Genomic DNA, 24,466 nt, shown 5'->3' with positions numbered 1-24,466 from the left:
CGGGTACGGGGACCGTGTCAGGCGGGCAGTTTGACTGGGGCGGTCGCCTCCTAAAGAGTAACGGAGGCGTTCAAAGGTTCCCTCAGAATGGTTGGAAATCATTCGCAGAGTGCAAAGGCAAAAGGGAGCTTGACTGCGAGACCTACAAGTCGAGCAGGGACGAAAGTCGGACTTAGTGATCCGGTGGTACCGCATGGAAGGGCCATCGCTCAACGGATAAAAGCTACCCTGGGGATAACAGGCTTATCTCCCCCAAGAGTCCACATCGACGGGGAGGTTTGGCACCTCGATGTCGGCTCATCGCATCCTGGGGCTGAAGTAGGTCCCAAGGGTTGGGCTGTTCGCCCATTAAAGCGGTACGCGAGCTGGGTTCAGAACGTCGTGAGACAGTTCGGTCCCTATCTGTCGTGGGCGCAGGAAATTTGAGAGGAGCTGTCCTTAGTACGAGAGGACCGGGATGGACGTACCGCTGGTGCACCAGTTGTTCCGCCAGGAGCATGGCTGGGTAGCTACGTACGGACGGGATAAGCGCTGAAAGCATCTAAGCGTGAAGCCCCCCTCAAGATGAGATTTCCCAATATGTAAGACCCCTTGAAGACGACGAGGTTGATAGGTTGGAGGTGGAAGTGCAGCAATGCATGGAGCTGACCAATACTAATCGGTCGAGGGCTTATCCAAAAGAATCCCCACAAAGTGAAGAAAAAGCTGACGAAGCCGATTCCGAGTACTTTGCGGGGGCCCCAGTAAATCTAAAACACAAATTCGTTTCGATCCAGTTTTCAGGGAGCAAGAAGGGTATTAATGTGGTCCAAGCGGCCGGATTAATATAGGATTGCTTTCAGCATTTGGCGATGCTGAAACCTGAATTATGCATTTGCACCGCAGATGCCCGTTTGGTGGCGATGGCGGAGGGGTTCCACGCGTACCCATCCCGAACACGACCGTTAAGCCCTCCAGCGCCGATGGTACTTGGACCGAAGGGTCCTGGGAGAGTAGGACGCCGCCAAGCACTGAAGACCATTGTTGATTATTCAGCAATGGTCTTTTGTGATTCACTAAGAAGAATTATGCGTTTTAGGAGAGACTGTAATATGATAATATGGATCAATGGCGCATTTGGAGCAGGCAAGACTTCGGCTGCGCAGGAGCTTCATCGAAGAATTCCCGGTTCCTATATGTTTGATCCTGAAAACGCAGGTTATTATATTCGGGAGAACCTTCCTGCTGCAATGATTAAAGATGATTTTCAGGACCATAGACTGTGGCGGGAAATTAATAATTCGATGCTGCATGAAATTGCCTTGAATTTTCCTGGAGTGGTGATTGCCCCTATGACCATTACGGATCCCGGGTATTATCATGAGATCATCGGGAGATTGCGGGAGCAGGCAGTGACTGTTCACACAATTACTCTCTATGTGCCCCGTGAAATGCTTCTAGAACGGTTAATCGCCCGAGGAGAGGAGGTGGACTGCTGGCCGGCCAGACAGATTGACAGATGCCTTGCAGGCTTTGAGCATGAGCTATTCCTTCCGCGCCTATATACGGAGAAATTAACTATCCCTCAGGTTGCCGAGGCAATTGCAGCATTAATAAATATAGATCTGTTGCCGACTGATACTTAGTAAGGCCAAGCAATTAAGAAATACTCTCGAAAAAAACTGTTGCATTATTTCCCTATAGTTGATATAATCTTATTTGTTGCTAAAAGATATTACATAAGGCCCGTTGGTCAAGGGGTTAAGACACCTCCCTTTCACGGAGGTAACATGGGTTCGAATCCCATACGGGTCACTCTTATTCTTAAAATAAGATTTGCTTTTTGAATAAAAACATGTTATGATCATTAAGTTGCTTCTTCAATGGAGGCTTAGCTCAGCTGGGAGAGCATCTGCCTTACAAGCAGAGGGTCGGGGGTTCGAACCCCTCAGCCTCCACCAGCAGAATTTAATAGCTATTCTTTTACTGACGCGGGGTGGAGCAGCCCGGTAGCTCGTCGGGCTCATAACCCGAAGGCCGCAGGTTCAAATCCTGCCCCCGCAATTATCTCCACTGGGTTGGAGAGTGAAGTTTAAATCGCGGAACCGTGGTGTAGAGGCCTAACATGCCTGCCTGTCACGCAGGAGACCGCGGGTTCGAATCCCGTCGGTTCCGCCATTCTTTCATTAAAGTTGTATCACTAGTTACCGCATGCGGACGTGGCTCAGCGGTAGAGCATCGCCTTGCCAAGGCGAGGGTCGCGGGTTCGATTCCCGTCGTCCGCTCCATAATTGCGCCCTTAGCTCAGCTGGATAGAGCGTTTGACTACGAATCAAAAGGTCGGGAGTTCGAATCTCTCAGGGCGCGCCACTTCATTCTTTATATTAATGTGTAATTTACAAGAGCTTATGAAATTGCCTTCGTGCAATTCATAAGCTCTTTTTGGCTTAATCAATAGTATAAATCGTCCATACTCCTTGGTCGGATCGCCGGATGGCGTACATCATTTTGACCTCTTCTGTTATATCGGTGTGTGTATCATAACGTTCGCCAAGTACAGTGATATGCACTTGATTCTTGATTTGCAGATTCTGCTCAATACTTTCGATGGCAGTGAACTTATATTGATATTGATCGCTGTAGTAGACCTCCATAGCATCCGCCAATTGGTTATTAACGAACCCGGACCGGAAAAGCGTATGATCATGATCAACCAGTGCAGTGAGATTCTGTTCGAGTACCTCAAGGACAGGGAGGTCGTTGGTCTTTAGTTGATCTTGATACGACTGCACATCCAATGATAGTTCCGCTTTAAACCCGTCTTTGTTCTGCGGATTGGATTCCGCAGTGCCAATAGCTGTAGGAGCAAGGGGACTGGCGGGACCGGACTTTTCTCCGGAACAACCCACGCAAAGGGCCAGTAACAGAATAATTCCGCCAATATACGTCTGCGTTCTCATTGTGATCCTCCATACATCTTAATTCTTTATTAGCGATAAGACGCTGCCGTATGAATAAAGTTGCGCTCCATTATTACATGCAGAAGAGGCTGGCCCCAGGGGTCAGCCTCTTCTGCATACTTTACACTCTGACTAAAAATGTATGTTTGTTTATTCCACCAAGTTCACAATCTCCACCGCAGGATCGGTATCGGCTTCGTAATCCACGCCTGCCGTCTGGAAGCCGAACAGGTTGAAGAAATCCTCGCGGTAGCCCTCAAGGTCGGTCAGCTCGGAAGCATTGTCCGTACTCAGCTCACTCCAGCGGCGCATGACTTCTTCCTGCACATCCTCGCGCATTTCCCAATCGTCGATACGGATCAGGTGGCTGCTGTTGGCAGCAGCCGCTTCGCCGGTATACAGATGCTCCGCGAATAGGCGGTACATTTGCTGGATGCAGTTCTCATGCAGTCCCTTTTCCTTCATCACCTTGTAGAGTGCTGAAATATACAGTGGTACAACCGGAATAGCTGCGCTGGACTGGGTAACCAGAGCCTTGTTGACGGAGACGAAAGCTCGCCCGCCGCTAGCGCCAAGCTGCTCATTAAGGGCGATGGCCGTCTTCTCCAGATCGTTCTTGGCTTGACCGATCGTACCTTCTTTGTAAATAGGATGGGTTACTTCGGGCCCGATATAGGAATAAGCGACGGTGGTAGCCCCTTCGGCCAATACCCCTGCCTCCTGCAGCTGCGTGATCCACATCCCCCAGTCCTCGCCGCCCATAACGCCAATGGTCTGGCGGACTTCATCGTCCGTTGCCGGTTCAATAGTCGCTGTGGACACCTCGCCTGTGTGGAAGTTCAGCGTTTTGTTGGAGTAGGCTTCGCCTACAGGCTTGATTACGGAAGAGAACGTCTCTCCGGTAACCGGATGCGTACGGCGCGGTGACGCTACACTGTACACCAGGAGATCAATGGAGCCGTATTCGGCTTTGATCAGCTCGATGGTCTTGGCCTTAATCTCATTGGAGAAGGCATCTCCGACAATACTGTGCGATTTGCGGCCCAGCTTGGCCGCCTCGCGTTCAAACGCCGCAGAGTTATACCAGCCTGCCGAGGCGGTGCGGCTGCCTTCTGCAGCCTTGTCGAAATAGACGCCGATGGTGTTCGCACCGGCACCGAAAGCAGCAGTGATCCGGGAAGCGAGTCCATATCCGGTCGATGCGCCGATAACGAGTACATTCGCGGGTCCATTCAGTGGTGCTTGCTCTTTAACATAGTCAATCTGCTGCTGAACCTGCTTGGCACATCCTGCCGGATGGGCGGTGGTGCAGATAAAGCCGCGTGTTTTTGGCTGAATAATCATCAAGGTTGTCCCCTTTGTTCAGTATTGGCTTGGTTTCACTATTATTGAGTATAGCAAATGATGGCCTGGAAAGATAAGTTTTGAAACAATTTCACATGGAACATCTCTCATCATACAAATAAATGCGTTATGATAAAAGAGCCCAGTAAATTTTTACCTGTACATAAATGAGGAAGGAGATAACAGAATTGAAGCTGATACAGAATATTTTGGCGGTACCCTTAATTCTTCTGCTGGCAAGCTGCGGATCCGGCCCTTCCTCCCCGGCTGCGCCAGCGGATGGGATTCATGCGGAGCAGGCGGGAAACGGACTTGCCCGGCACATTAACAGTATGGGAATACAGGTGCTAGATGAATTGCGGCAGGAGAAGCAGGGGAATCTTATCATTTCACCTTACAGCATTTACACAGCGCTGGCGCTTGCCTATAACGGCGCTGCCGGAGAAACGGCCGGGGAATTGGGCAAGCTGCTCGGCTACGCACCGGATGAGCGGGAGGTGATGAACAATAACCACCGAAACCTGTTTGAATCGTTTGAGAAGTGGGGAGACGGGGCTGAGCTGAAAACAGCGAACTCAGTATGGGGCCAAAAGGGGCTGAAGCTGCTGGGGTCTTATAAGGAGCTGGTAGGCGATAACTATTCTGCTTCGGTCCACACTGCCGACTTGTCCAGTGACCAGACGGTTGCAGACATTAACCGGTGGGTATCGGACCACACGGAGGACAAAATCACTGAACTGCTGGATACTCCATTCACCACCAATCCGGCGGCCGTATTGCTGAATGCGCTTTACTTTTCTGCCGCCTGGAAGGAGGCTTTCCCGGAGCAGCTTACAGCAGCGGGTGAATTTACGTTGGAAGACGGAACCGCTGTCCAGGCAATGATGATGCAGCAAGGAACTGTGTATATGTACGCGGAAACCGCAGACTGGCAAGCCGTCCGCATTCCCTTCAGCAGTAGAGGGTTGGGAATGCTGGTTCTGCTGCCTGGGGAGCATTCCTCGGTAGAGGATATACAGCGGCAGATGATGCGGGGAGAGATTCCTGAGGCCCAGCGAATGGAAAGCAAACAAGGTAGACTGATCCTGCCGAGGTTCTCGGCCAGCTTTGCTGCGGATTTGCGGGAATCGGTGCAGGCGCTGGGAGTGGAGCGGGCATTTAGCCCGAAAAAGGGGGATTTCTCGGAGCTGGTCCAGCTAGCAGACCCCATCTACATCGACTGCATCCTTCATAAGACCTTCATTCATGTCGATGAACAAGGCACGGAGGGTGCGGCCGCCACACTGGCCGGTTTGCTTGTAGGAGGTGCAGCGCCGGAGGAGGAGCCTTTTGAAATGAAAGTGAACCGTCCGTTTCTCTTTGCTATCGAAGATTGGGCGAGCGGAGTCTGGCTGTTCCTTGGAATCATTGCGAATCCGCTGGATCCGTCCTGAACGGGAAGGCTCTGAAGAGTACCGGTAGTTCATGCGGACAAGCGCATATTCTTTCCCTGCACAGGCCATAATAGGCAAAAAGCAGAATGAAGGGATGAACGTGAACGCTTTTCGTTTGAAAAAACAGTTGTGGCGGCGGTGGCGGCGGTGGAAGAATGCGCCGTGGGTGGGTGCGGCCTGTATCGTTCTGACGCTGCTGGCCTGGCGCGGCATGCAGGTGCCCGAGACCATGAGCCGCCTCTTAAGCCGCTCGGCCATCAATATGACGAATGTGCTCGGCGGGCGTCCGGGAGGTGCAGGCGAGAGTAGCAGTATTGCCGCTGTTGCGCCGGCCGCCGGAGGCGGGGAGGAAGTTGCTCCGGCGTTGGAACGCGAGGAACTGCTGGATGCCATTGTAAGGGAGAACCATTACCGGAGGGTCCACCTGCAAACCACTTATGTATCCGGTGAGGAAGTGACGACGCTTCCGGGGGAGCGGAGCCCGGCGGAGCAGAAGCTCCTGGTAGAGGGACATCCGGGCTGGAACGGCTGGATCAGCAGCGATGGCAGTCTGTGGCTGGAGCATACGGTGAACGATTTGTCGCCGGTCACGAAGAAGGATGCCTACATCGGTGTGGACGAGCAGGGCAACCTGACCCTGTTCAAGGGCAGACCTGCGGCGGACAAGGCGCTGAAGACTTTTTTTCAGATGGATATGGGCTCCATGAAGTCATCGCTGCCTGAAGAAATATGGGAACAGCTTCATCAAGGGATCCGTGTGCAGGATATTGAAGAATACAACAGCGTGCTCTCCACATTCAGCGATTATGCGAGGGATTCGGCGGAGCAGGCCATGCAAAGAAAACAATAAGCAGCATTTCACATGGGTCGTTCTTGCCGTTATAGCGGGGGCGGCCTTTGTGGCATTTCAGGAGAGTACCGTATGGAATAGTTGGTGTACTGGGTCCAAAGTTCGTTTTTACAATAGGGAACAAAGTTTTTCTCTCCGGCGGGGCGATTTTTGTTATAATGTTATAAAGGAATACATATGTTCGCTTTAAGCGTGCTTGTTATAGAGGAGAGATCGGATTTGCGCATTCTGGGAATTGACCCGGGGCTGGCGATTGTCGGCTTCGGATTTGTGGATAAGCAGGGGAACAAAGTAACGCCGGTGCAATACGGGAGCATTCAGACCGAGGCGCATACGCCGGAGGGGGAACGTCTGCAGCATGTCTATGAAGGCATGGTACAGCTGCTGGAACGGTACAAGCCCGATGCCGTGGCGTTTGAGAAGCTGTTCTTCAGCCGCAACGTGACGACGGCCCTTCCCGTAGCCCAGGCGCGCGGCGTTCTGGTGCTGGCCGCTGTGCAGCGGGGGCTGCCGATTGCGGAGTATACGCCGGTTCAGGTGAAGCAGGCCGTTGTCGGTTACGGCAAAGCAGAGAAGAAACAGGTTCAGGAAATGGTCAAGGTGCTGCTTAAGCTCAGCGCCGTCCCGAAGCCGGACGATGTGGCTGACGCCCTGGCGGTGGCCGTGTGCCATGCCCATTCGGTCAGCCTAAATTCCAAATTAAATGAGGTATTGCGAAAATGATAGATTTCTTGCGGGGACCGGTCGTCCATCTGGAGACCGAATATGTAGTGCTGGATGTGCAGGGGGTAGGATACCGGGTGTTCTGCCCGAATCCGTATGCTTTTGCCAAGATTGAAGGCCCGGTAACGGTATATATTCATTACCATACGCGCGAAGACGCAACGCAGTTGTTCGGCTTCGCATCGCGGGAGGAGCAGAAGCTGTTCCGCAAGCTGATTGAGGTGTCGGGCATCGGCCCGCGCGTGGCGCTGGGGATCCTGACCGGAGGAACACCGGACCAGCTGATCTCGGCGATTTACCAGGAGAACATCACGTTCCTTACCCGGTTGCCGGGCATCGGCAAGAAGACCGCCCAGCGGATGATCCTCGATCTGCGGGACAAACTCGACGGCCTGAGCGCGGTGTCCATGCAGACCGGATTATTCGCTGTAGCGCAGGAAGAGCTGGATACGGCCACGCCATGGCAGGAGGCCAGGGATGCACTTAAAGCGCTCGGATACACCGAAGCAGAGCTGGACCGTGTCTGGCTGACGATGAAGAAGGAAGGCTCGGATCTTGGTACGGTCGACGCGCTGATGAAGAAGGCGCTCGGTCATTTATTTATTGCCAAGTAAGCTTAAAGCGGGTCTGCCTCTTTAGAAGGATGGGGAACCCCGGAGAATTGGAGTGATTAACTTATGGACGACCGGATCATATCGGCGAATCTGATGATGGACGAGCAGGCGGTCGAATTAAGCCTGCGGCCCCGTTATCTTGGCGAATACATCGGCCAGACCCAAGTGAAAGAGAACCTTAAAATATACATTGAAGCGGCCAAAATGCGCAGTGAGGCTCTGGATCATGTGCTGCTCTACGGGCCTCCGGGCCTTGGCAAAACAACGCTGGCCAATATTATCGCCAACGAGCTTGGCGTTAATCTGCGGACCACCTCCGGACCGGCGATTGAACGGGCGGGGGATCTGGCGGCGCTGCTGACCAATCTGCAGGAGGGCGATGTACTCTTTATCGACGAGATTCACCGCCTGCACCGCACGGTGGAGGAGGTCATGTATCCGGCGATGGAGGATTTCGCGCTTGATATCATGATCGGCAAGGGGCCAAGCGCACGTTCAGTGCGGCTGGACCTGCCGCCGTTCACACTAATCGGCGCGACCACGCGGGCCGGACTACTGTCCGCGCCGCTGCGCGACCGCTTCGGTGTCGTCAGCCGGCTGGAGTATTATACGATCGATGAGCTGAGCTACATCATCTCGCGCAACGCCGAGCTCCTGGGCGTGGAGATCGTCGGCGATGCCGCCGAAGAGATCGCCCTGCGGTCACGCGGAACGCCGCGGATTGCCAACCGCCTACTGAAGCGTGTACGCGATTTCGCCCAGGTGCGCGGCGACGGCATCATTACCCCGGACGCGGCCGGCGAATCGCTGAAGATGCTGCAGGTTGACCCGCGCGGGCTGGACAGCATCGATCATAAAATGCTGCGGGCGATGATCTCTTCCTTCCGCGGCGGCCCTGTCGGGCTGGATACCATCGCCGCAACCATCGGTGAAGAGAGCCAGACCATCGAGGATGTCTATGAGCCGTATCTGCTGCAGATCGGCTTCCTGCAGCGTACGCCGCGGGGCCGGGTGGTCACCCCGGCAGCCTATCACCATCTGGGCTTGCCGCTGCCGCCGGAGCAGCACTAGCTGCTGAGCCTTGCTCTAAGTAAATTCGGGGAACGCCACTCATAAATGAGATAACGACATATATTAGGAGGCTTACGATGAATTTTCGCAGGCGCACATCAGGACGGACAGGACCGCTTGGCCGCAGTCTGCTGGCGGCAGCGCTGCTGGCCGGCAGCTTTCTCGCTCCGGCAAGCTACAGCCATGCTGCAGCGGGTCAGACGATCCGGGTAGCTCTATATGCCGATATCGGCAGCAAATATAAGTCCACCACACAGCAGGTTACGCTGCAGTCGGAGAATGCTTTTACACTGAACTCTGTTCAGGGCGCATCGGCTCCGTTGTTCACAGTGCCGGCCAGAAGCCAAATCCGCGTCAGCCTCGACAGCTATAAGGTCAAGGTGCTGGAGACGGCTTCCTGGCAGGAGGCTGCCGAAGCTGCGAAGAAGCTGCAGTCCACCTCGGACAAGCCGCAGCTGTTCTCGGCTTCGCGCAGCGGAAGCAAGGTCTACCAGCTGTACACCGGACCCTACGCCAGCGAGAGCGCGGCCAAAGAAGGCCTCGCCCGCGTAGGAAAGGCGGGCCTGTCCATACCTACCGGTCAAGCTCCGGCCTTGGCCGGGCCTAAGCATTTGTCGGCCGGTCAGTACGCCACTCTAGAGGAAGCGGCCGGCACGGCAGACCAGCTTAATACGGCCGGCTTCGACGCCTGGCAGGCGGCGGTAACGGGTACGGACGGCGCCGCTCGCTATGAGGTGTGGACCGGCGAAGCCGCCAGCGATGCCGAGCTTACCGCGCTGCAGACGTCGCTGGCAGCGGCGCTGCCGCAGCTGACGCTTACTCCGGCATCGTCATCCGGGCTGCTTCTGCGCACCGACGCAGGGCTTGACTGGAGCAGCGAAACGCAGGCTGCGCACTATGTTGTCTCCGGAAGCGGGGCCAAGTTTATGGCGGTGGGCAATGAAGCCGGCATCAATCTGGCCGAGCGTTCGAAGCGGACTTACCGCGGCAATCTGGAGCTGGGCGGCTTGTCCGGCTCGCTGTCAGTCATCAATGAGGTTCCATTGGAACAGTACCTCTATGCGGTGGTCGGCGGCGAGGTGTCGGCGAGCTGGCCGGAAGAGGCGCTGAAGGCGCAGGCGGTCGCCGCGCGCAGCTATGCTCTGGCGCAGGGCACGAAGTTTGATGTGGCCAATGTGGTGGATACTACACTGAGCCAGGTATATAACGGCATTGGAGCGGAGGCGTCAAGCATTATCAAGGCGGTGGACGCCACTGCCGGCGAAGTGCTGAAGAACGGGGGCAAGATCGTTGAGGCCGTCTTCTCGGCCAACGCCGGCGGCATGACGGCTGAGCCGGCGGAGGTATGGGCAAACGGCGGCGACGCATTCGCAAGCAAGCCAAGCAGCGGGGATGTATCTGCCGCCGCTGCCAAGAAGTGGTATTATCTGCAGCTTCCGAGCGGTGTCTCGGGATATGCCCGGGAAGACAACATCAAGCTGACGGGACAGTCCACGGCTGGCGGGCTGCGGATGGCCACAGCTACGACGGAAGGGGTCAATATCCGGCCGCTGCCGGTGATTGAGAGCAGCGTCAAGCCGGTGGGGCAACTGAATCCGGGTGACAATGCCTATGTGCTGGATCTGGTATACGAGTCGGGCAGCTACAGCTGGATTAAGGGGCCTTTCACCTCCGCAGATCTGCTGAAGAGCCTGGCCGGAAAGACCAGCAGCACGCTGCCTTCCTCGATTGTCAGCCTGCAGGTCACGCAGCGCGGCGCTTCGGGCCGGGCTACGCAGGTGAAAGCAAACGGCAACATTCTTGAGGTAAAGTATCCCGATTTGTTCCGCTCAGCCTTCGGGGGGCTGCCAAGCACGTTGTTTGATATTGTACCAGCCGGCAGTTATACTGTACTAGGCGCTGACGGCGCTACAGCCACCGTAGGCTCCAGTCAGAACGCCGGCGTGCTGACTGGCTCGGGAACAGTCTCGGCCAAAGGCTCGGGAACGGTAGTCATGGGCGCTGACGGCAAGTCAAGAGCGGTCAGCGGCAGCTCCGGCTTCTATTTTATCGGCTGGGGCAACGGACATGGTCTGGGCATGTCGCAATGGGGCGTCAAAGGCATGGCTGATCAGGGGTATGATTACAGGGAAATATTGCAACACTATTTTAATAACGTTACTATAGTTAAGGAATAAATGGTTAGGGAATAAACACTCAAGTTAAGGAATGAAAAATCAACATGAATGTAGACGAGTATGACTTCCATTTACCGGAGGAATTGATCGCCCAGACTCCGCTGGCTGAACGCAGCGCTTCCCGGCTGTTGATGCTGGACAAGGAGAACGGGGCGGTGGAGCACCGGATTTTTAGCGATATTGTGGACCAGTTTCAGCCGGGGGATACACTCATATTGAATGATACCAGAGTGATTCCGGCCAGACTATTCGGCATCAAGGAAGATACAGGCGCCAAAGCGGAGGTATTACTGCTCAAGAACCTGGGCGAAGACCGCTGGGAAGCATTGGTTAAGCCGGGCAAGAAGCTGAAGACCGGTTCGGTTATTGTGTTTGGCGATGAACTGCGCGCGGTCATCGAGGAAGAGTCGGATATGGGCGGGCGGACGCTGCGCTTCATATACAAGGGCATCTTTCAGGAGATTCTGGACCGGCTCGGAACGATGCCGCTTCCGCCGTACATTAAGGAGACGCTGGAAGACAGGGAACGTTATCAGACGGTATACGCCCGCCATGAAGGCTCGGCCGCTGCGCCGACGGCAGGCCTGCATTTCACCGAGGAACTGCTGGAACGTATTGCCGCCAAAGGCGTAACCATCGCTTACCTGACTTTGCACGTCGGTTTAGGCACCTTCCGCCCGATGTCTGTCGAGAAGGTGGAAGAGCATGTGATGCATGCGGAGTATTATGAACTGTCGCAGGAGACGGCCGAGGTGCTGAACGAAGCCCGGGCGCGGGGCGGACGGATCATTGCGGTGGGAACCACCTCCTGCCGGACGCTGGAAACCGTGGGTCGGCAGTTTGGCGACGGACCGCTTGAAGCGTGCAGCGGCTGGACGGATATTTTTATTTATCCCGGCTACCGGTTCACGGTTGTAAATGCCCTGATCACTAACTTCCATCTGCCGAAGTCGACGCTGGTCATGCTGGTAAGCGCCTTGGCCGGACGGGAGCGGATTATGGCCGCGTATAAGGAAGCAATTGAGCGGGAATACCGCTTCTTCAGCTTCGGCGACGCGATGTTTATCTATTAAGCACGAGAAAGGGTTAAACCAAATGGCAGCAATTACCTATGAGCATATTAAGACCTGCAAACAGTCCGGAGCACGGCTAGGCCGGGTGCATACACCGCACGGTATTATTGAGACTCCGGCATTCATGCCGGTAGGCACGCAGGCGACCGTCAAGACGATGAGTCCTGAGGAACTGAAGGAAATGGACGCGAAGATCATCTTGAGCAACACTTATCACCTGTTCCTGCGTCCGGGCCATGATATTGTCCGCGAAGCAGGCGGGCTGCATAAATTTATGAACTGGGACCGGCCGATTCTGACCGACAGCGGCGGCTTCCAGGTGTTCTCCCTGAGTGAAATGCGCAAGATTTCCGAGGAAGGCGTTCATTTCCGCTCCCATTTGAACGGGGACCCGAAATTTCTGTCACCTGAGGTGGCGATGGAGGTCCAGAACGCGCTTGGATCGGATATTATGATGGCTTTTGACGAATGCCCTCCTTATCCGGCTGAGTATGATTACGTGAAAAAGTCGCTGGAGCGCACGACCCGCTGGGCCGAACGGTGCCTGAAGAGCCATGCCCGTCCGAATGATCAGGGGCTGTTCGCCATCGTCCAGGGCGGCATGTACGAGGATTTGCGCCGCCAGAGCGCGGCAGATTTGACTTCCATGGATTTCCCGGGGTATGCTATTGGTGGACTCAGTGTAGGTGAATCGAAGCAGATTATGTATGAAGTATTGGATTATACCGTTCCGCTCCTGCCGCAGAATAAACCCCGTTATTTGATGGGTGTCGGCTCGCCCGACGCGCTGCTGGAAGGTGCGATCCGCGGGGTGGACATGTTCGACTGCGTTCTGCCGACCCGCATCGCCCGCAATGGCACGACTATGACCAGCCAAGGACGACTCGTTGTACGCAATGCCCAGTATGCCCGCGACTTCGGACCGCTCGATCCGGAATGCGGCTGCTATACCTGCCGCAATTATTCCCGTGCGTATTTGCGTCATTTGATCAAAGCCGACGAGACCTTCGGCTTGCGGCTGACAACATACCATAACCTGTACTTCCTGCTGGACCTGATGCGCAAAGTGCGCGAAGCCATTATGGAAGACCGGCTGCTTGATTTTCGCGATGAGTTTTTTGCACAATACGGATTACATGAGAATTCCAAAGGATTCTAGTACGCCCGCAACCTATCACTTGTGAGCAATTGACGGCGTTTTTACATGTACTAGAGAATTATGGTATGCGGGTACGTATACCGAAAGGGGGGAATACAGTGTTTCAAACGCAGTTACTGAGCGCGGATGCAGGCAGTGCCGGCGGTATCCTTGGTTTGGTCGGCCCGTTCGTCCTTATGTTTGTCGTGTTCTATTTCCTGCTTATCCGTCCGCAGCAGAAGAAGACCAAGACGCGCAACGCGATGCTTAAAGCCTTGAAGAAGGGTGACAAGATCGTGACTATCGGCGGCTTGCACGGAACGATTATGGAGCTTTCCGACGATATCGTCGTACTGAGGGTCAATGACGTTACCAAGCTGACCTTTGACCGGGGTTCAATCAGCCACGCGGTGGTTGAGCCGGAGGATAAAGAGTAGAGATCAATAAGAAAGCGGCTTCTCTTCTAGGAGAGAGCCGCTTTTTTTGCTTACCTGGTATCAGCTGCGCTGCTCCGCAGAGCCAGCGATTCCTCCTTGCCGCGCAATGTTAGCTTGGCCAGCTTGACAGCCACCGTTGTGGACAGGACTGCAAGCAGTGCACCGCCGAGCATATCGCTGAGCCAGTGAATGCCCAGATAGAAGATGCCGAAGATAATGAACGCGGCCGACACCGTAGTAATCGCCATCCAGCGCCGGTTGCCTGAGCGGTAAGCGAGCAGTGCCGTAGAAAGCGAGATCGCCGTGTGCAGGCTGGGAAAGCAATTGTTCAGGCCGGAAAGCGGCCGGTATTCCGTTTCAAAGCGGGGAAAGACATCCAGCATCACGAACCGGACCCCTGCAGGGGCATAAGACCATACCTCGTTGACCGGATAATAGAGAAAGAACGGGATCGCGATGGCATAGTTCAGGATAATGGCATAGCAGGTCGCGTAAAGCAGCACGCGGTTCTTGTCCAGCAGGTACACGCCCAGTGAAGCGGCAAGTACCGACTGCAGCATAAAGATATAAAAAAAGACGATAACAGGCGTCAGCCAGGGGGTATAAAACAGCTCCTGCACGAAACGGACAAAATGACCCTCCAGCCCAAATACAAATGAGGTAAAGTCCGTATGCAGGCTAAGGCGCTGTTCAATTCTCAGCTCAAACTTATTGAGAGCCAGAATGCCTACCATAGAAGCAACAACCAGCACAAATTTGTAGGACCGCAGCATTTCTTTGCCGATTTCGGCGAAAGCGAGCAGCGGATTGCGCCTGCTGCCCAGCCAAATAAGCAGAAAGACCAGCGCTACCGTATAAAAAACCACATTGTTCATGGATTGGTAAAGCAAAACAATCGAAGCCTCCTTGGGTGCTGACTGAATCATAATGCACAGACAGTGTAACATATATTCAGGAGCAGTTTCGATTTTGTTCAATACAATCTGTCAGGATTTCTGTAAATTGACTCCAAACATCCCGCCAAGCGCCCCGATGGCTGCCGCGGCCAGCACCCACAGCGTATCCATGCCTGACGGCGAACTGTCCAGCGCCAGAAACCCGATGAGCAGGACGATGACGCCGTAAAAGATTCCTGTCAGCGCTCCCTGGTACCAGCCTTTGCGGGAGGCTCTGCGGCCGGCAGTCAACCCTCCGAATGCAGCTGCAATGCCGTGTACCATATAAGTATAAGTCGCCAGGTCCTGCTCGGTAAGGCCGCTGCCCCACAGGAGCAGGGATAACACGAATGCGCCCAGCAGCATCCACAGGAAGGAGCGGCATAAGCCGGATAATACCGGGTTTGCGATTCTCCAAGAGAACAGGCGCCGAATAAATTGCATGGTCCAACCTCCTAATGATTGATTTGCTAATATCATTCTATGGGAAGGCTTGCCCCGATAGTACAAGAATGACAAGCCTTGCTCTTTTACCAGTAATTATAAAGGTGCTTGCCGAATGTTCCCTTGGCAGGCAGGCCAGAATAGGGTTACATTCCTCCACCTGCCTGCGCGGGTGAGAACCGTAAAGGGAGCGAAGAGCATATGTTCCAGCATATCCTGAACCATGTGGCGCTGACCGTGCTGATGTATATCTTCATTTTCCTGAGCATGCGGATCATGGGCAAACGGGAAATCGGCAAGCTGTCGGTCTTTGACCTGACCATTTCCATATTGATTGCGGAAATTGCCGTTTTTGTCATTGATGATATTGAACGGCCAATCAGCGACGGACTGGTGCCGATGATCACTCTTGTGCTAATCCAGGTCATCGTTGCCTGGCTCAGTCTGCGGAGCAGAAAGCTGCGGCTGCTTGTCGACGGCAAACCGAGCATACTCATCTCCGGCGGTAAGCTGCACCGCGAGGAGATGCGCAAGCAACGCTATAACATTGATGATCTGCTGCTTCAGCTTCGGGGCCAGAATATCGACAGTCCGGCGGATGTGGAATTTGCCATTCTGGAAACGAGCGGACAGTTGACAGTTATAGAGAAAAACAAAGGTGTCTCTTCCTCGAACCAGAGCGGGAACAGCAGCGCCGGCAAGGATAAACAGCAGGAATCAACAGAGAGCGCCCCCGCCGGAAAAACGGTGAAGCTGCCCAAGCATAAAATCCGTTATGAAGGCCTGCCGATTCCGCTGATTATGGACGGGAAAGTCCAAGACGACAACCTGGAACTGATCGGAAAGACGCGGTTCTGGCTCAGAACGCAAATCCGGCAACAAGGGGTATCTGAATTCCGCGAAGTGTTCCTCTGCTCCATCGACCATAAAGGCCAAATTTATGTGGACCCGCAGCGGTCATAACCTGAAGGCTTCTGCAATCAGCGCCGCCGCTTCAGAAACGGCAGGTGCTCCAGGTCGCGCGCGGAGATAAGGCCGGTCAGGAGACAAAGGCCGAGATAGATCGCCATTCCGCACGCGGCCGAGATCAGGAATTGCAGCCAGTCCGCTCCTGGAAGCGGTACAGAGGAATAAATATAGGACATGCCCGCAGCCATGATGATTAGTGCCGCCACCGTTTTCAAAGGGTCCCCGAGACGTACAGAGAGCTTGATCAGCCTGACCACGCTATAGCCATGCAGCAGGGTAACCAGGATGCTGTTGACGATGATCGCAATGATTGCACCGTATATGCCGTACTCGGGTCTTGAAGCCAGCATAAGAATCAGCGCAATCTTGATCACCGCGCCGATTAGGGTATTGAGCAGCGCCCGTCCGGGGCGGTCCATCGCCTGCAGGGCCGCCTGCAGCGGGGCCTGGATATACAGAAACAAGGCGAACGGTGCCATCAGCCGCAGCATGGGGGCGGTATCCGGGCTACCGTACAGCAAGGTGCAGAGCGGTACCGCAAAAATATACATAACGGCCACGAAGGGGGCCCCGGTGACCATGGCCAGCCGCAGCGCCTGCTGCAGCCGTTTGTGGATGGTCGGCATATCCTTCCTGGCTGCCGCCTCCGACAACGAAGGCACCAGTGAGACCGCCAGCGAGGAGCTGAGGACGCCGGGCAGCAACAGCAGGGGAATGACCATCCCCTGCAAAGAGCCGTACTGCGCGGTGGCCGCCGCCGCGGCAATGCCGGCCAGCGCCAGGCTGCGCGCGGTAATAATGGATTCCAGCAGGTAAGAGAAGGAGCCGACCAGCCGGCCTGCGGTAACCGGAACGGCGATGCGCAGCATCCGTCTCAGCAGGCTTGTGCCTGAGAGCTCCTGTTCATCGCCGGGCGGCGAGTTTGCCGGGTATTCTGCGGGAACGGGGGATTCCGTCTTGTCCTTTTTTAACGTAGACGCATACTGCCAGAGCAGGACCAGCATTCCCGCCAATTCGCCTACGGTTACCCCAAGCATCGCACCGGCCGCCGCAAAGGCAAGACCCTTTGGCAGCAGCAGCCAGGCGAACCAAAGCATAAAAAAAATCCGGATAACCGATTCCAGCACCGAGGAGAGCGCCGACGGAATCATATTTTGTCTGCCCTGGAAATATCCCCGGTAAACTGAAGAAACAGCGACAATGGAGATCATCGGAATCATGCTGACAAAGGTGTGATACACGCGGCTGTCCGTCAGGAGGACATTAGAGACCCAAGGGGCGGCAAAATAAGCGGCCAGGGTAAATATAAGGCCTAAGGATGCGCTGAGGACAAGCCCGGTATGCAGAATACGGCGGGACTTATCCGGCTGGCTCTGGCCGTCCGCTTCGGCGACCATTTTTGCGATGGCCAGCGGGATGCCGCCTGTAATGACGGTGACCAGCACAATAAAAAAGGGATAAGCCAGCTGATAGAGACCTACCCCTTCAGCGCCCATGACCCGGGGCAAGGCGATGCGGGGAATGAACCCCAGCATGCGGTTGACAATGCCGGCCGCCAGCAGAATCAGCGTACCTTGGATGAAGCTTTGTTTCTTCAAAGGGCATTCCCTCTTCCCACAATAAAATCAAACCCGTTCCCGTTGTTTGTCCGTATAATTTATAGATATGCTGTGACAAGGCATCTGCATGACAAGCTTTGGCAGGACAACTTTGCGCAGGCAAGCAGGAAAGCGAAAGAGCTGAGGCGAATAATATTTTGTGCGAATGTATAATGGTGTGGAACGCCATGCGGTGAATAGCGGAATGTGGGAGGTGTAAGACACTTGGGATCGGCGGAATGGGAATTTGACGAGCTTTGTACGGATATCGAGGCCATGTGTGACAGCAAAGCGGAAGAATTCCGGCTCCTTGGCTACGAATATGTTACCGGCCAGGATATTTGGGCGTGTGTCAGCCGTAATTATGCCAAGGAAGGCAGGCCGCCCCTGCACAAGCTGGTGAACGATATCTATTCACTGAAAGCCGGAACTTATATGAATTATTTGACAATTTCCGCATATCGGGGCTTAAATCTATAAAAAGGAACGTTTTTCTTTTGCAATGAGGTACCGGAAGCAGTAAAGTAAAGGAGTGCCAATCAAGCTTTTCCAATCCAAACGGAGGGCTTTCCGCAGGCAAGCGGAGCCGGCCGTTTTCTTTGTGTAACCGGCAGACCGTCAGTGTGATGGAAATTGACGGTGATTTCGCACGTGGCTATAATAGGAATATTGAGTAATGAAAGGGGAACTAGCAAGAGCATGAAGAGACTTATGGGCTTTATCATTACCGTGCTCGTATTAACAGGGGTCATGGCGTTTACCACTCCCGGCCTGCTGGACAAGGTGCGGCTTGGCCTTGATCTGAAGGGCGGATTCGAGATTCTGTATGAGGCAGAGCCGATGGAGATCGGGGCGGAATTAACCCGGGCATCCCTGCAGAAGACGGCGGAAAGCCTCGAGAAACGGGCGAACGCGCTGGGTACCAGCGAGCCTGAAGTAACTACCGAAGGCACCAACCGTATCCGTCTGAAGATTGCGGGCGTAACCGATGAAGCGGAAGTCCGCAAGAAGATGAAGGAACCGGCCGTACTAACGTTCCGCAGCGCCGCCGAGGGTGACGCAGAGGGAACGTACAGTAAGATTGAGTTAGTCGGCAGTGATTTCGTGGAAGGTGCGGCCGAGGTTCAACGGAATAATCTGAACCAGCCGATTATCCAAATTAAGGTGAAAGATAAGGATAAATTTGCTGAAATCACCAAGCGTTTGCTCGGTCAAAAACTCGTTATTTATCTGGATGACCGTCTGCTGTCCGACCCAGGTGTGCAGGCAGTAATAACGGATGGGGTGGCTTCGATCTCCGGCAACTACACGCTGGATTCGGCCCGTGAGCTTGCGGATACCATTAATCTGGGCGCACTGCCGCTGAAGCTGACCGAAAAGTATTCGCAAAGCGTAGGCGCGACGCTCGGCAAGCAGTCTCTTGAACAGACCGTCCGTGCGGGCCTTGTGGGTTCCCTTATTATATTGATCTTCATGATCGGCATGTACCGGCTTCCCGGCGTTCTGGCCAGCTTTGCGCTGATTCTGCATACCTGGCTGCTGATCGCCGTGTTCGTGGTCGCCGACTTTACGCTGACCCTTCCCGGCATTGCAGCGTTCATTCTCGGTATAGGGATGGCGGTCGACGCCAATATCATTACGAATGAACGGATCCGCGAAGAAATGCGCAGCGGCAAGAGCATTATGTCCTCCGTTAAAGCGGGCAATAAGGTCTCCTTCCGGACTGTTATGGACGCCAACATAACTACCATTATCGTTGCCGCCGTAATGTTTGCCTTCGGTACAGGCGCTGTTAAAGGCTTCGCTCTGATACTGATTGTCGAAATTGTGCTCAGTATCCTGACTAACCTTTATTTTGCCCATTGGCTGCTCACGCTGCTGGTGAAAGCCGGCGCGCTCAAGAAGCCGAAGCAATTTGGGGTAAAGGAGAGTGAAATCCGTGCGCTTTAAGAAAGAACTGGATTTTGTGCATTTAAGCAAATATTTCTTTATATTCTCCATTGTGTTGACGATTCTCGGGGTACTGTTTCTGGCGATCTTCGGCTTGAACTACAGTGTTGACTTTAAAGCAGGCTCTAACGTTGATGTGTCGTTGTCCAAGAATATAACGTCTGAACAGCTGCAGCCTGCACTGGATGCCCTTAAACTTTCCCATGAGCCAAGCATTACAATGGGTGAGAACCGGGTGAACATCCGTTATGATGAAGTCCTGGATGACACGCAGAGCCAGGCTCTGCAGGCAGAGATCACCAAGCTTGATGATCAGGCTTCGTTTGAAATCAACACGGTGGATACGGAAATGGCCAAGGAGCTGGCGCGCAATGCCATTTACTCCGTGCTGCTGGCATCCATCGGTATTATCATCTATGTAAGTATCCGCTTTGAATGGCGTTTTGCACTGGCGGCCATTGTCGCATTACTGCATGATGCGTTTATGGTCGTATCGATCTTCTCCATCTTCCGTCTGGAGGTAGACCTGACCTTTATCGTTGCGGTATTGACCATTATCGGTTATTCCATCAATGATACCATCGTTATCTTTGACCGGATTCGTGAGAATCTCCGGTTCGGCAAACAGAAGAGCTATGAAGATCTGAAGGCGCTTGTCAACAAAAGTGTGGCACAGACGCTTATGCGTTCCCTGTATACTGCATTTACTGTATTCGTTGCAGCGTTCTTCCTACTGGTTCTCGGCGGGGAATCGATTAAGATGTTCTCGCTGGCTATGGTCATCGGACTTCTTTTCGGGGCCTACTCCTCCATCTTTATCGCGAGCCCGCTCTGGCTGCTGCTTAAGAAGCGCCAGAAGCCGTCCGGAAAGAGCGCCCCGGCCAAAGCCTAATAGCTTAAATAGCTGCTGTGCCCCAGAAAGCCGCGTCAAGGCGACGCGGCTTTTCCAACTTCTTTTGTGACCAATGATGCGAATGCCATCATCAAGAGATTACTTGCCAAGGTAAGGAGGGCCGCGTTATGAACGATGAACAATCACCGCGCACTGAAACGGTTGCCTGGGGCGGAATTGTTACTGATATCGCCCTGGCTGTGGTCAAAGGAAGCTTCGGATATTATTCCGGCAGCAAAGCCTTGCTCGGGGATGCGGTTTATTCCGGAGCGGATGCAGCTTCCAAGCTGGCCGAGATGTTTCCTTGGCGCCAGATGCGCAGTAAGGACAAACGTAAAATCCGTACTCTGGAACGGCGCGATAACAAAGAACCAGTAATAGCGATTCTGATGTCCGTGCTGATTCTGATGTTCGGGCTGCAAATTGCCTTTTCGGCAATTCGTGATTTGACAAGAGGGCACTTTTCCGCACCGGGAGAGCTTGCGATTGTTATTGTCCTGATTTCCATCGTACTGAAAGAGGCTGTGTTTCAATATCAATACCGTTATTTCCGCAAAAAAGGCGACGGCAGCCACGCTGCTTATGCCGAAAGCCACCGTTTCAGCTTATACAGCTCTTTTACCGTTTCGCTGGGAATTGCCGGGGCGGTGGCCGGGGGCGAGAATTATCTGGATTTTCATCCTTTGCTTTATCTCGATCCGATTGCGGCGCTCTTGACCAGCTGTCTGATTATGCGCAAGGGCTATCAACTAATCGCTTCCTCGATTTACGGCAAAAAACACCAGGAGCTGCCTACTGCCGAAACTGCCAACTTTATTGAGACTGTGCAGCGGGTACACGGCGTAATCCGCGTGGAATATTTGAAGGCAACGGAAGAGGGCCGCTTTGTCGACCTTGAAGTTACAATCAGTGTCAACCCGCGGATTAGTGTGATGGAGGCACAGGATATTTCGGAATGTGCGCGCAAGCTGCTGCAGCACCGTTTTGTCCATGTGGGCGAAGTGCATATGGATGTCGTGCCGTATGATCCGGGGTATCCGTATAAGAGCAACCATGAGCTTGTGGACAACGAGCTGCCCACGTTGCTTCAGTAGGCTGCAAGCCTGAGAGAAGGGTGAATACAATTGCTTTATCCGAAAACCAAGTGGCATTCTCCGGCGACCGATCCCGCAGCTTCTGTGGAATTGGCCCGGAGCCTTTCCATTTCTCCTCTGCTGTCCAATCTGCTCGTTACCAGAGGGCTGGATACGCCCGATAAGGCGCTGGCTTTTCTGGACGGAGGAACCGATGACCGGCATGATCCTTATCTGCTAAAGGGCATGTCCCAGGCAGTTCCGCGGATCAGACGGGCACTGCAGGAGGAAGAACATATTCTGGTTTATGGTGACTACGATGCGGATGGTGTATCCAGTACTTCGCTGATGATCTATCTGCTCCGGCATCTGGGTGCTTCCTTCGATATCTATATTCCCCACCGGGCCAATGAAGGCTATGGCCTGCATAACCATGCGCTCGATTGGGCACTTCAGCAAGGGGTATCGCTGATCATCACGGTCGATACGGGGATTAGCGCCCGTGATCAGATCGCTTATGCAGCAACGCTGGGGATCGATGTCATTGTAACGGATCATCATGAACCGCCGGAACTGCTGCCGGATGCCTATGCGTTAATTAATCCGAAGCAGCATGATTGTCCTTATCCGTTCAAGGGGCTGGCCGGTGTAGGTGTCGCCTATAAGCTGGCGGAAGCGCTGCTTGGCGGAGAGGTGCCGGCGGAGTGGGCAGAGATTGCCGCGATCGGTACGGTTGCCGATCTGATGCCGCTGCTCGGCGAGAACCGCCGGCTGGTACGGATGGGGCTGGAAAGCATGCGCAACTCGCCCTATCCTGGCATCCGCGCCCTGCTTGAGGTTAGCGGGATCACGATGAATACGGTAAGCTCCGTCAACATTGCCTTCGGCATGGCGCCGCGGATCAATGCGAGCGGCCGGCTCGACCACGCCGGACGGGCGGTCGCCCTGCTGACCGCGGAGCAGCCGCAGGAAGCACTGGCCCTCGCCGATGAGCTGGATCTGCTGAACAAGGAACGCCAGCAGGTGGTCGAACGGATCGTCGGTGAAGCGGCGGCGCGGCTGGAAGCGCAGATAGAAGGCGGTTCGCTGCCGCATATCATTGTCCTGGCAGGCCAGGGCTGGAATGTCGGTGTCGTCGGCATTGTGGCCTCCAAGCTGCTGGAGCGTTATTACCGTCCGGTTATCATTCTTGACATTCATCCCGAGACGGGAATGTGCAAGGGCTCAGCCCGCTCGATCCCGGGTCTTGATATTTATGCGGCGCTGACCTCCTGCGCCGGGCTGATGGACCATTACGGCGGGCATCCGGCCGCCGCCGGGATGAGCCTGCACCAGGATCAGCTGGAAGCCTTCGCAGCAGCGCTCAATGATTATGCCGCGTCTGTGCTGACCCCGGAGCATCTGGTGCCCGTAACTGCCGCCGACGGGGAAATCCCGGTCGCCGAGCTGACGCTGCGGGCGGCGGACGAACTGGAGCGGCTCGCGCCCTTCGGCATGGCTAATCCGCTGCCGAAGTTCATCGTGCGCGGAGCTGTGGTAAAAGAGACCCGGACGATGGGCCAGGAGTCCAGGCATTTGAAGCTTGTCCTCCAGCAGGGGCGGCACACGATAGAAGCTGTTGCCTTCGGCAAGGGACCGCTAGCCGGCCTGCTTCAAGCAGGAACGCCGGTAGACGTTCTCGGCGAGCTGACGGTCAATGAGTGGAACGGCTCACGGAAGCCGCAGCTGATGCTCCAGGACCTCTCCGTACCGGTGGCACAGCTGTTTGATCTGCGCGGCGCCGCCGACGCTGTGAAGCGGGCGGCTCAGCTGAAGGAGCTGCTGCAGAGCGGCGGAGGGAGCATCCATGCGGCGGCGGTGTTCCGCAGCAGCCGCACATCGCAGCTGGGCGAGCTGAAAGGGATGCAGCTGTGGGTCTACGATGAGGAAGCGGGTATTGCCCGGCTTCATCCAGGAACGGCTGTCGGCGCCGGCAATGAAAGGGTTTCCTTGCTCTGCCTGCTCGATTCGCCGGAAACGCCGGAGCAGCTTGATGCGCTGCTTGCCGTCTTTCCCGAGCCGGGCAACATCGCACTGCTGCATTCGGTACGCGAACGGCGGGACCGGTTGCAGACTCCGACACGTGAGCATTTTGCAGTTCTATACAAGCTGCTTGCCGCAGCTGCCGCTTCGCCTGCACCGGAGCATGAGGTGCTGCTGCAGCTGAGCCGTCAATCCGCGCTCGGAGTGCGTATGGTGGGCAAGATGCTGGATGTATTTGCCGAGCTGGATTTCATTACCCGAGAGGACGGAAGGATTGCCTTCGTAACGAAGCCCGCAGCCAAGAGCCTGACGGCTTCACGGCATTTCGTCCGCCTGGAAAGGGCAGCAGAGATGGAGCGTTACTTCATGGAGGGCAGCCCCCATGAGCTGGAGCATTGGATGCAAACCCGGCGTTTGGGCGCATCCTAGTACTGAAACGGAGCTTGCATCCCGGTCGAGGGCAGGGCAGGCCTGGCCGATGATGGGCTCAGCTCTTACGGACCGTATAGCCGCTATTTCGCCCGGACACAGTTGCCGTTATTATTGTTAAAACAGGCAATAATTGCGCTGAATTGAGACAATAAGAGCGCTGGAGTCCGTTACGCTGGCTCAAGCCATATGGAAATAGAACATAAGGGCTTCTGTGTCCGTTAGCGTTAGTGTGCGGCGATATCAGTAACTTTTTGAGGCGCAAACAGAAGCATATTGCCGGGGAGCGAGCGTTTAAAGACACATTTGCTTGAGGCGTAGTTGAGATTTTATGCTTCCGATGCAAGTTTTGTAC

Annotated in this window: 21 protein-coding genes, 6 tRNA genes and 2 rRNA genes; 24 read left to right on the top strand and 5 right to left on the bottom strand. The window is 54.7% G+C overall.

Going from position 1 to position 24,466, the window contains the following annotated elements:
• The 9 genes from F1381_RS16835 to F1381_RS16795 form a co-directional block, all read left to right on the top strand.
• Positions 1 to 678 (top strand): 23S ribosomal RNA (locus F1381_RS16835); the annotation flags it as partial.
• Positions 679 to 892: 214 nt separating this feature from the next.
• Positions 893 to 1,009, top strand: a 5S ribosomal RNA gene (gene rrf / locus F1381_RS16830).
• A gap of 82 nt (positions 1,010 to 1,091) precedes the next feature.
• Complete coding sequence (locus tag F1381_RS16825) at positions 1,092 to 1,625, top strand: AAA family ATPase (RefSeq protein ID WP_151735999.1); 534 nt, start codon at positions 1,092 to 1,094, stop codon at positions 1,623 to 1,625.
• Between the two features lie 97 nt (positions 1,626 to 1,722).
• A tRNA-Glu gene (locus F1381_RS16820) sits at positions 1,723 to 1,794 on the top strand.
• 70 nt (positions 1,795 to 1,864) lie between these two features.
• Positions 1,865 to 1,940: transfer RNA gene (locus tag F1381_RS16815), tRNA-Val, on the top strand.
• Positions 1,941 to 1,969: 29 nt separating this feature from the next.
• Positions 1,970 to 2,043, top strand: a tRNA-Met gene (locus F1381_RS16810).
• Between the two features lie 37 nt (positions 2,044 to 2,080).
• A tRNA-Asp gene (locus F1381_RS16805) sits at positions 2,081 to 2,157 on the top strand.
• A gap of 35 nt (positions 2,158 to 2,192) precedes the next feature.
• Positions 2,193 to 2,267, top strand: a tRNA-Gly gene (locus F1381_RS16800).
• A 5-nt stretch (positions 2,268 to 2,272) separates the two neighbouring features.
• Positions 2,273 to 2,349, top strand: a tRNA-Arg gene (locus F1381_RS16795).
• A 77-nt stretch (positions 2,350 to 2,426) separates the two neighbouring features.
• On the opposite strand, the gene F1381_RS16790 is transcribed toward F1381_RS16795, so the two are convergent.
• Complete coding sequence (locus F1381_RS16790; RefSeq protein WP_151735998.1) at positions 2,427 to 2,939, bottom strand: hypothetical protein; 513 nt, start codon at positions 2,937 to 2,939, stop codon at positions 2,427 to 2,429.
• A 150-nt stretch (positions 2,940 to 3,089) separates the two neighbouring features.
• On the bottom strand, positions 3,090 to 4,283 hold the full coding sequence (fabV, locus tag F1381_RS16785) for an enoyl-ACP reductase FabV (RefSeq protein WP_151735997.1): 1,194 nt from the start codon (positions 4,281 to 4,283) through the stop codon (positions 3,090 to 3,092).
• 188 nt (positions 4,284 to 4,471) lie between these two features.
• On the opposite strand from fabV, the gene F1381_RS16780 reads away from it, so the two are divergent.
• From F1381_RS16780 to yajC, 9 genes are all read left to right on the top strand, one after another.
• Positions 4,472 to 5,716 carry a serpin family protein gene (locus F1381_RS16780; RefSeq protein ID WP_187355389.1) on the top strand — a complete coding sequence of 415 codons (1,245 nt, stop codon included), beginning with the start codon at positions 4,472 to 4,474 and terminating at the stop codon, positions 5,714 to 5,716.
• Between the two features lie 115 nt (positions 5,717 to 5,831).
• Entirely contained in the window at positions 5,832 to 6,566 is a 735-nt protein-coding gene (locus F1381_RS16775; RefSeq protein WP_187355388.1) for a BofC C-terminal domain-containing protein, read from the top strand.
• A gap of 219 nt (positions 6,567 to 6,785) precedes the next feature.
• A complete protein-coding gene (gene ruvC, locus F1381_RS16770) occupies positions 6,786 to 7,289 on the top strand; it encodes a crossover junction endodeoxyribonuclease RuvC (protein ID WP_151735994.1) in 504 nt (167 codons plus the stop codon).
• Positions 7,286 to 7,903 (top strand): Holliday junction branch migration protein RuvA, encoded by a 618-nt coding sequence (gene ruvA / locus F1381_RS16765; RefSeq protein WP_151735993.1) that lies wholly within the window; start codon positions 7,286 to 7,288, stop codon positions 7,901 to 7,903. The genes ruvC and ruvA overlap by 4 nt, the downstream gene beginning before the upstream one ends.
• Before the next feature lie 63 nt (positions 7,904 to 7,966).
• Complete coding sequence (ruvB, locus tag F1381_RS16760; RefSeq protein ID WP_150266598.1) at positions 7,967 to 8,974, top strand: Holliday junction branch migration DNA helicase RuvB; 1,008 nt, start codon at positions 7,967 to 7,969, stop codon at positions 8,972 to 8,974.
• 77 nt (positions 8,975 to 9,051) lie between these two features.
• Positions 9,052 to 11,151: a SpoIID/LytB domain-containing protein gene (locus F1381_RS16755; protein WP_151735992.1), complete on the top strand. Its 2,100-nt coding sequence runs from the start codon at positions 9,052 to 9,054 to the stop codon at positions 11,149 to 11,151.
• A gap of 44 nt (positions 11,152 to 11,195) precedes the next feature.
• Positions 11,196 to 12,224 carry a tRNA preQ1(34) S-adenosylmethionine ribosyltransferase-isomerase QueA gene (queA, locus tag F1381_RS16750; protein ID WP_151735991.1) on the top strand — a complete coding sequence of 343 codons (1,029 nt, stop codon included), beginning with the start codon at positions 11,196 to 11,198 and terminating at the stop codon, positions 12,222 to 12,224.
• 22 nt (positions 12,225 to 12,246) lie between these two features.
• Positions 12,247 to 13,383, top strand: a complete 1,137-nt coding sequence (gene tgt / locus F1381_RS16745) for a tRNA guanosine(34) transglycosylase Tgt (RefSeq protein ID WP_151735990.1) — start codon at positions 12,247 to 12,249, stop codon at positions 13,381 to 13,383.
• A gap of 65 nt (positions 13,384 to 13,448) precedes the next feature.
• Positions 13,449 to 13,799, top strand: coding sequence for a preprotein translocase subunit YajC (gene yajC, locus F1381_RS16740; RefSeq protein WP_151735989.1), 351 nt, complete (start codon positions 13,449 to 13,451; stop codon positions 13,797 to 13,799).
• 50 nt (positions 13,800 to 13,849) lie between these two features.
• Here yajC and F1381_RS16735 read toward each other — a convergent pair whose 3' ends face one another.
• Both F1381_RS16735 and F1381_RS16730 read right to left on the bottom strand, forming a co-directional pair.
• A complete protein-coding gene (locus F1381_RS16735; RefSeq protein WP_151736012.1) occupies positions 13,850 to 14,674 on the bottom strand; it encodes a phosphatase PAP2 family protein in 825 nt (274 codons plus the stop codon).
• Positions 14,675 to 14,785: 111 nt separating this feature from the next.
• Positions 14,786 to 15,178: a TIGR04086 family membrane protein gene (locus F1381_RS16730; protein ID WP_151735988.1), complete on the bottom strand. Its 393-nt coding sequence runs from the start codon at positions 15,176 to 15,178 to the stop codon at positions 14,786 to 14,788.
• A gap of 201 nt (positions 15,179 to 15,379) precedes the next feature.
• Here F1381_RS16730 and F1381_RS16725 point away from each other — a divergent pair, with 201 nt between their 5' ends.
• A complete protein-coding gene (locus F1381_RS16725) occupies positions 15,380 to 16,141 on the top strand; it encodes a YetF domain-containing protein (RefSeq protein ID WP_151735987.1) in 762 nt (253 codons plus the stop codon).
• A 17-nt stretch (positions 16,142 to 16,158) separates the two neighbouring features.
• On the opposite strand, the gene spoVB is transcribed toward F1381_RS16725, so the two are convergent.
• Complete coding sequence (gene spoVB, locus F1381_RS16720) at positions 16,159 to 17,745, bottom strand: stage V sporulation protein B (RefSeq protein ID WP_151735986.1); 1,587 nt, start codon at positions 17,743 to 17,745, stop codon at positions 16,159 to 16,161.
• 225 nt (positions 17,746 to 17,970) lie between these two features.
• On the opposite strand from spoVB, the gene F1381_RS16715 reads away from it, so the two are divergent.
• The 5 genes from F1381_RS16715 (at position 17,971) to recJ (ending at position 24,111) form a co-directional block, all read left to right on the top strand.
• The gene (locus F1381_RS16715) at positions 17,971 to 18,225 is read left to right on the top strand and encodes a post-transcriptional regulator (RefSeq protein ID WP_151735985.1); all 255 of its coding nucleotides are present in this window, start codon (positions 17,971 to 17,973) and stop codon (positions 18,223 to 18,225) included.
• A 219-nt stretch (positions 18,226 to 18,444) separates the two neighbouring features.
• Positions 18,445 to 19,695, top strand: coding sequence for a protein translocase subunit SecD (secD, locus tag F1381_RS16710; RefSeq protein WP_151735984.1), 1,251 nt, complete (start codon positions 18,445 to 18,447; stop codon positions 19,693 to 19,695).
• Entirely contained in the window at positions 19,685 to 20,587 is a 903-nt protein-coding gene (gene secF / locus F1381_RS16705) for a protein translocase subunit SecF (protein ID WP_151735983.1), read from the top strand. The genes secD and secF overlap by 11 nt, the downstream gene beginning before the upstream one ends.
• Positions 20,588 to 20,715: 128 nt before the next feature.
• The gene (locus F1381_RS16700) at positions 20,716 to 21,681 is read left to right on the top strand and encodes a cation diffusion facilitator family transporter (protein WP_151735982.1); all 966 of its coding nucleotides are present in this window, start codon (positions 20,716 to 20,718) and stop codon (positions 21,679 to 21,681) included.
• A gap of 30 nt (positions 21,682 to 21,711) precedes the next feature.
• The gene (gene recJ / locus F1381_RS16695; protein WP_151735981.1) at positions 21,712 to 24,111 is read left to right on the top strand and encodes a single-stranded-DNA-specific exonuclease RecJ; all 2,400 of its coding nucleotides are present in this window, start codon (positions 21,712 to 21,714) and stop codon (positions 24,109 to 24,111) included.
• Positions 24,112 to 24,466 lie beyond the last annotated feature (355 nt).

Origin of the sequence: Paenibacillus tengchongensis (assembly GCF_008973665.1) — a bacterium.
Lineage (GTDB): Bacteria > Bacillota > Bacilli > Paenibacillales > Paenibacillaceae > Paenibacillus_AQ > Paenibacillus_AQ tengchongensis.
This window is presented reverse-complemented; position numbering and strand designations above follow the sequence as displayed.

Bases quoted from the DNA above. Each gene is read 5' to 3' on its own strand.
- F1381_RS16725 (WP_151735987.1), top strand. From the start codon at position 15,380: ATGTTCCAGCATATCCTGAACCATGTGGCGCTGACCGTGCTGATGTAT.
- tgt (WP_151735990.1), top strand. From the start codon at position 12,247: ATGGCAGCAATTACCTATGAGCATATTAAGACCTGCAAACAGTCCGGA.
- F1381_RS16730 (WP_151735988.1), bottom strand. From the start codon at position 15,178: ATGCAATTTATTCGGCGCCTGTTCTCTTGGAGAATCGCAAACCCGGTA.
- fabV (WP_151735997.1), bottom strand. From the start codon at position 4,283: ATGATTATTCAGCCAAAAACACGCGGCTTTATCTGCACCACCGCCCAT.
- F1381_RS16790 (WP_151735998.1), bottom strand. From the start codon at position 2,939: ATGAGAACGCAGACGTATATTGGCGGAATTATTCTGTTACTGGCCCTT.
- ruvB (WP_150266598.1), top strand. From the start codon at position 7,967: ATGGACGACCGGATCATATCGGCGAATCTGATGATGGACGAGCAGGCG.
- secD (WP_151735984.1), top strand. From the start codon at position 18,445: ATGAAGAGACTTATGGGCTTTATCATTACCGTGCTCGTATTAACAGGG.
- queA (WP_151735991.1), top strand. From the start codon at position 11,196: ATGAATGTAGACGAGTATGACTTCCATTTACCGGAGGAATTGATCGCC.
- ruvA (WP_151735993.1), top strand. From the start codon at position 7,286: ATGATAGATTTCTTGCGGGGACCGGTCGTCCATCTGGAGACCGAATAT.
- yajC (WP_151735989.1), top strand. From the start codon at position 13,449: ATGCGGGTACGTATACCGAAAGGGGGGAATACAGTGTTTCAAACGCAG.
- F1381_RS16825 (WP_151735999.1), top strand. From the start codon at position 1,092: ATGATAATATGGATCAATGGCGCATTTGGAGCAGGCAAGACTTCGGCT.
- F1381_RS16735 (WP_151736012.1), bottom strand. From the start codon at position 14,674: ATGAACAATGTGGTTTTTTATACGGTAGCGCTGGTCTTTCTGCTTATT.
- F1381_RS16755 (WP_151735992.1), top strand. From the start codon at position 9,052: ATGAATTTTCGCAGGCGCACATCAGGACGGACAGGACCGCTTGGCCGC.
- F1381_RS16700 (WP_151735982.1), top strand. From the start codon at position 20,716: ATGAACGATGAACAATCACCGCGCACTGAAACGGTTGCCTGGGGCGGA.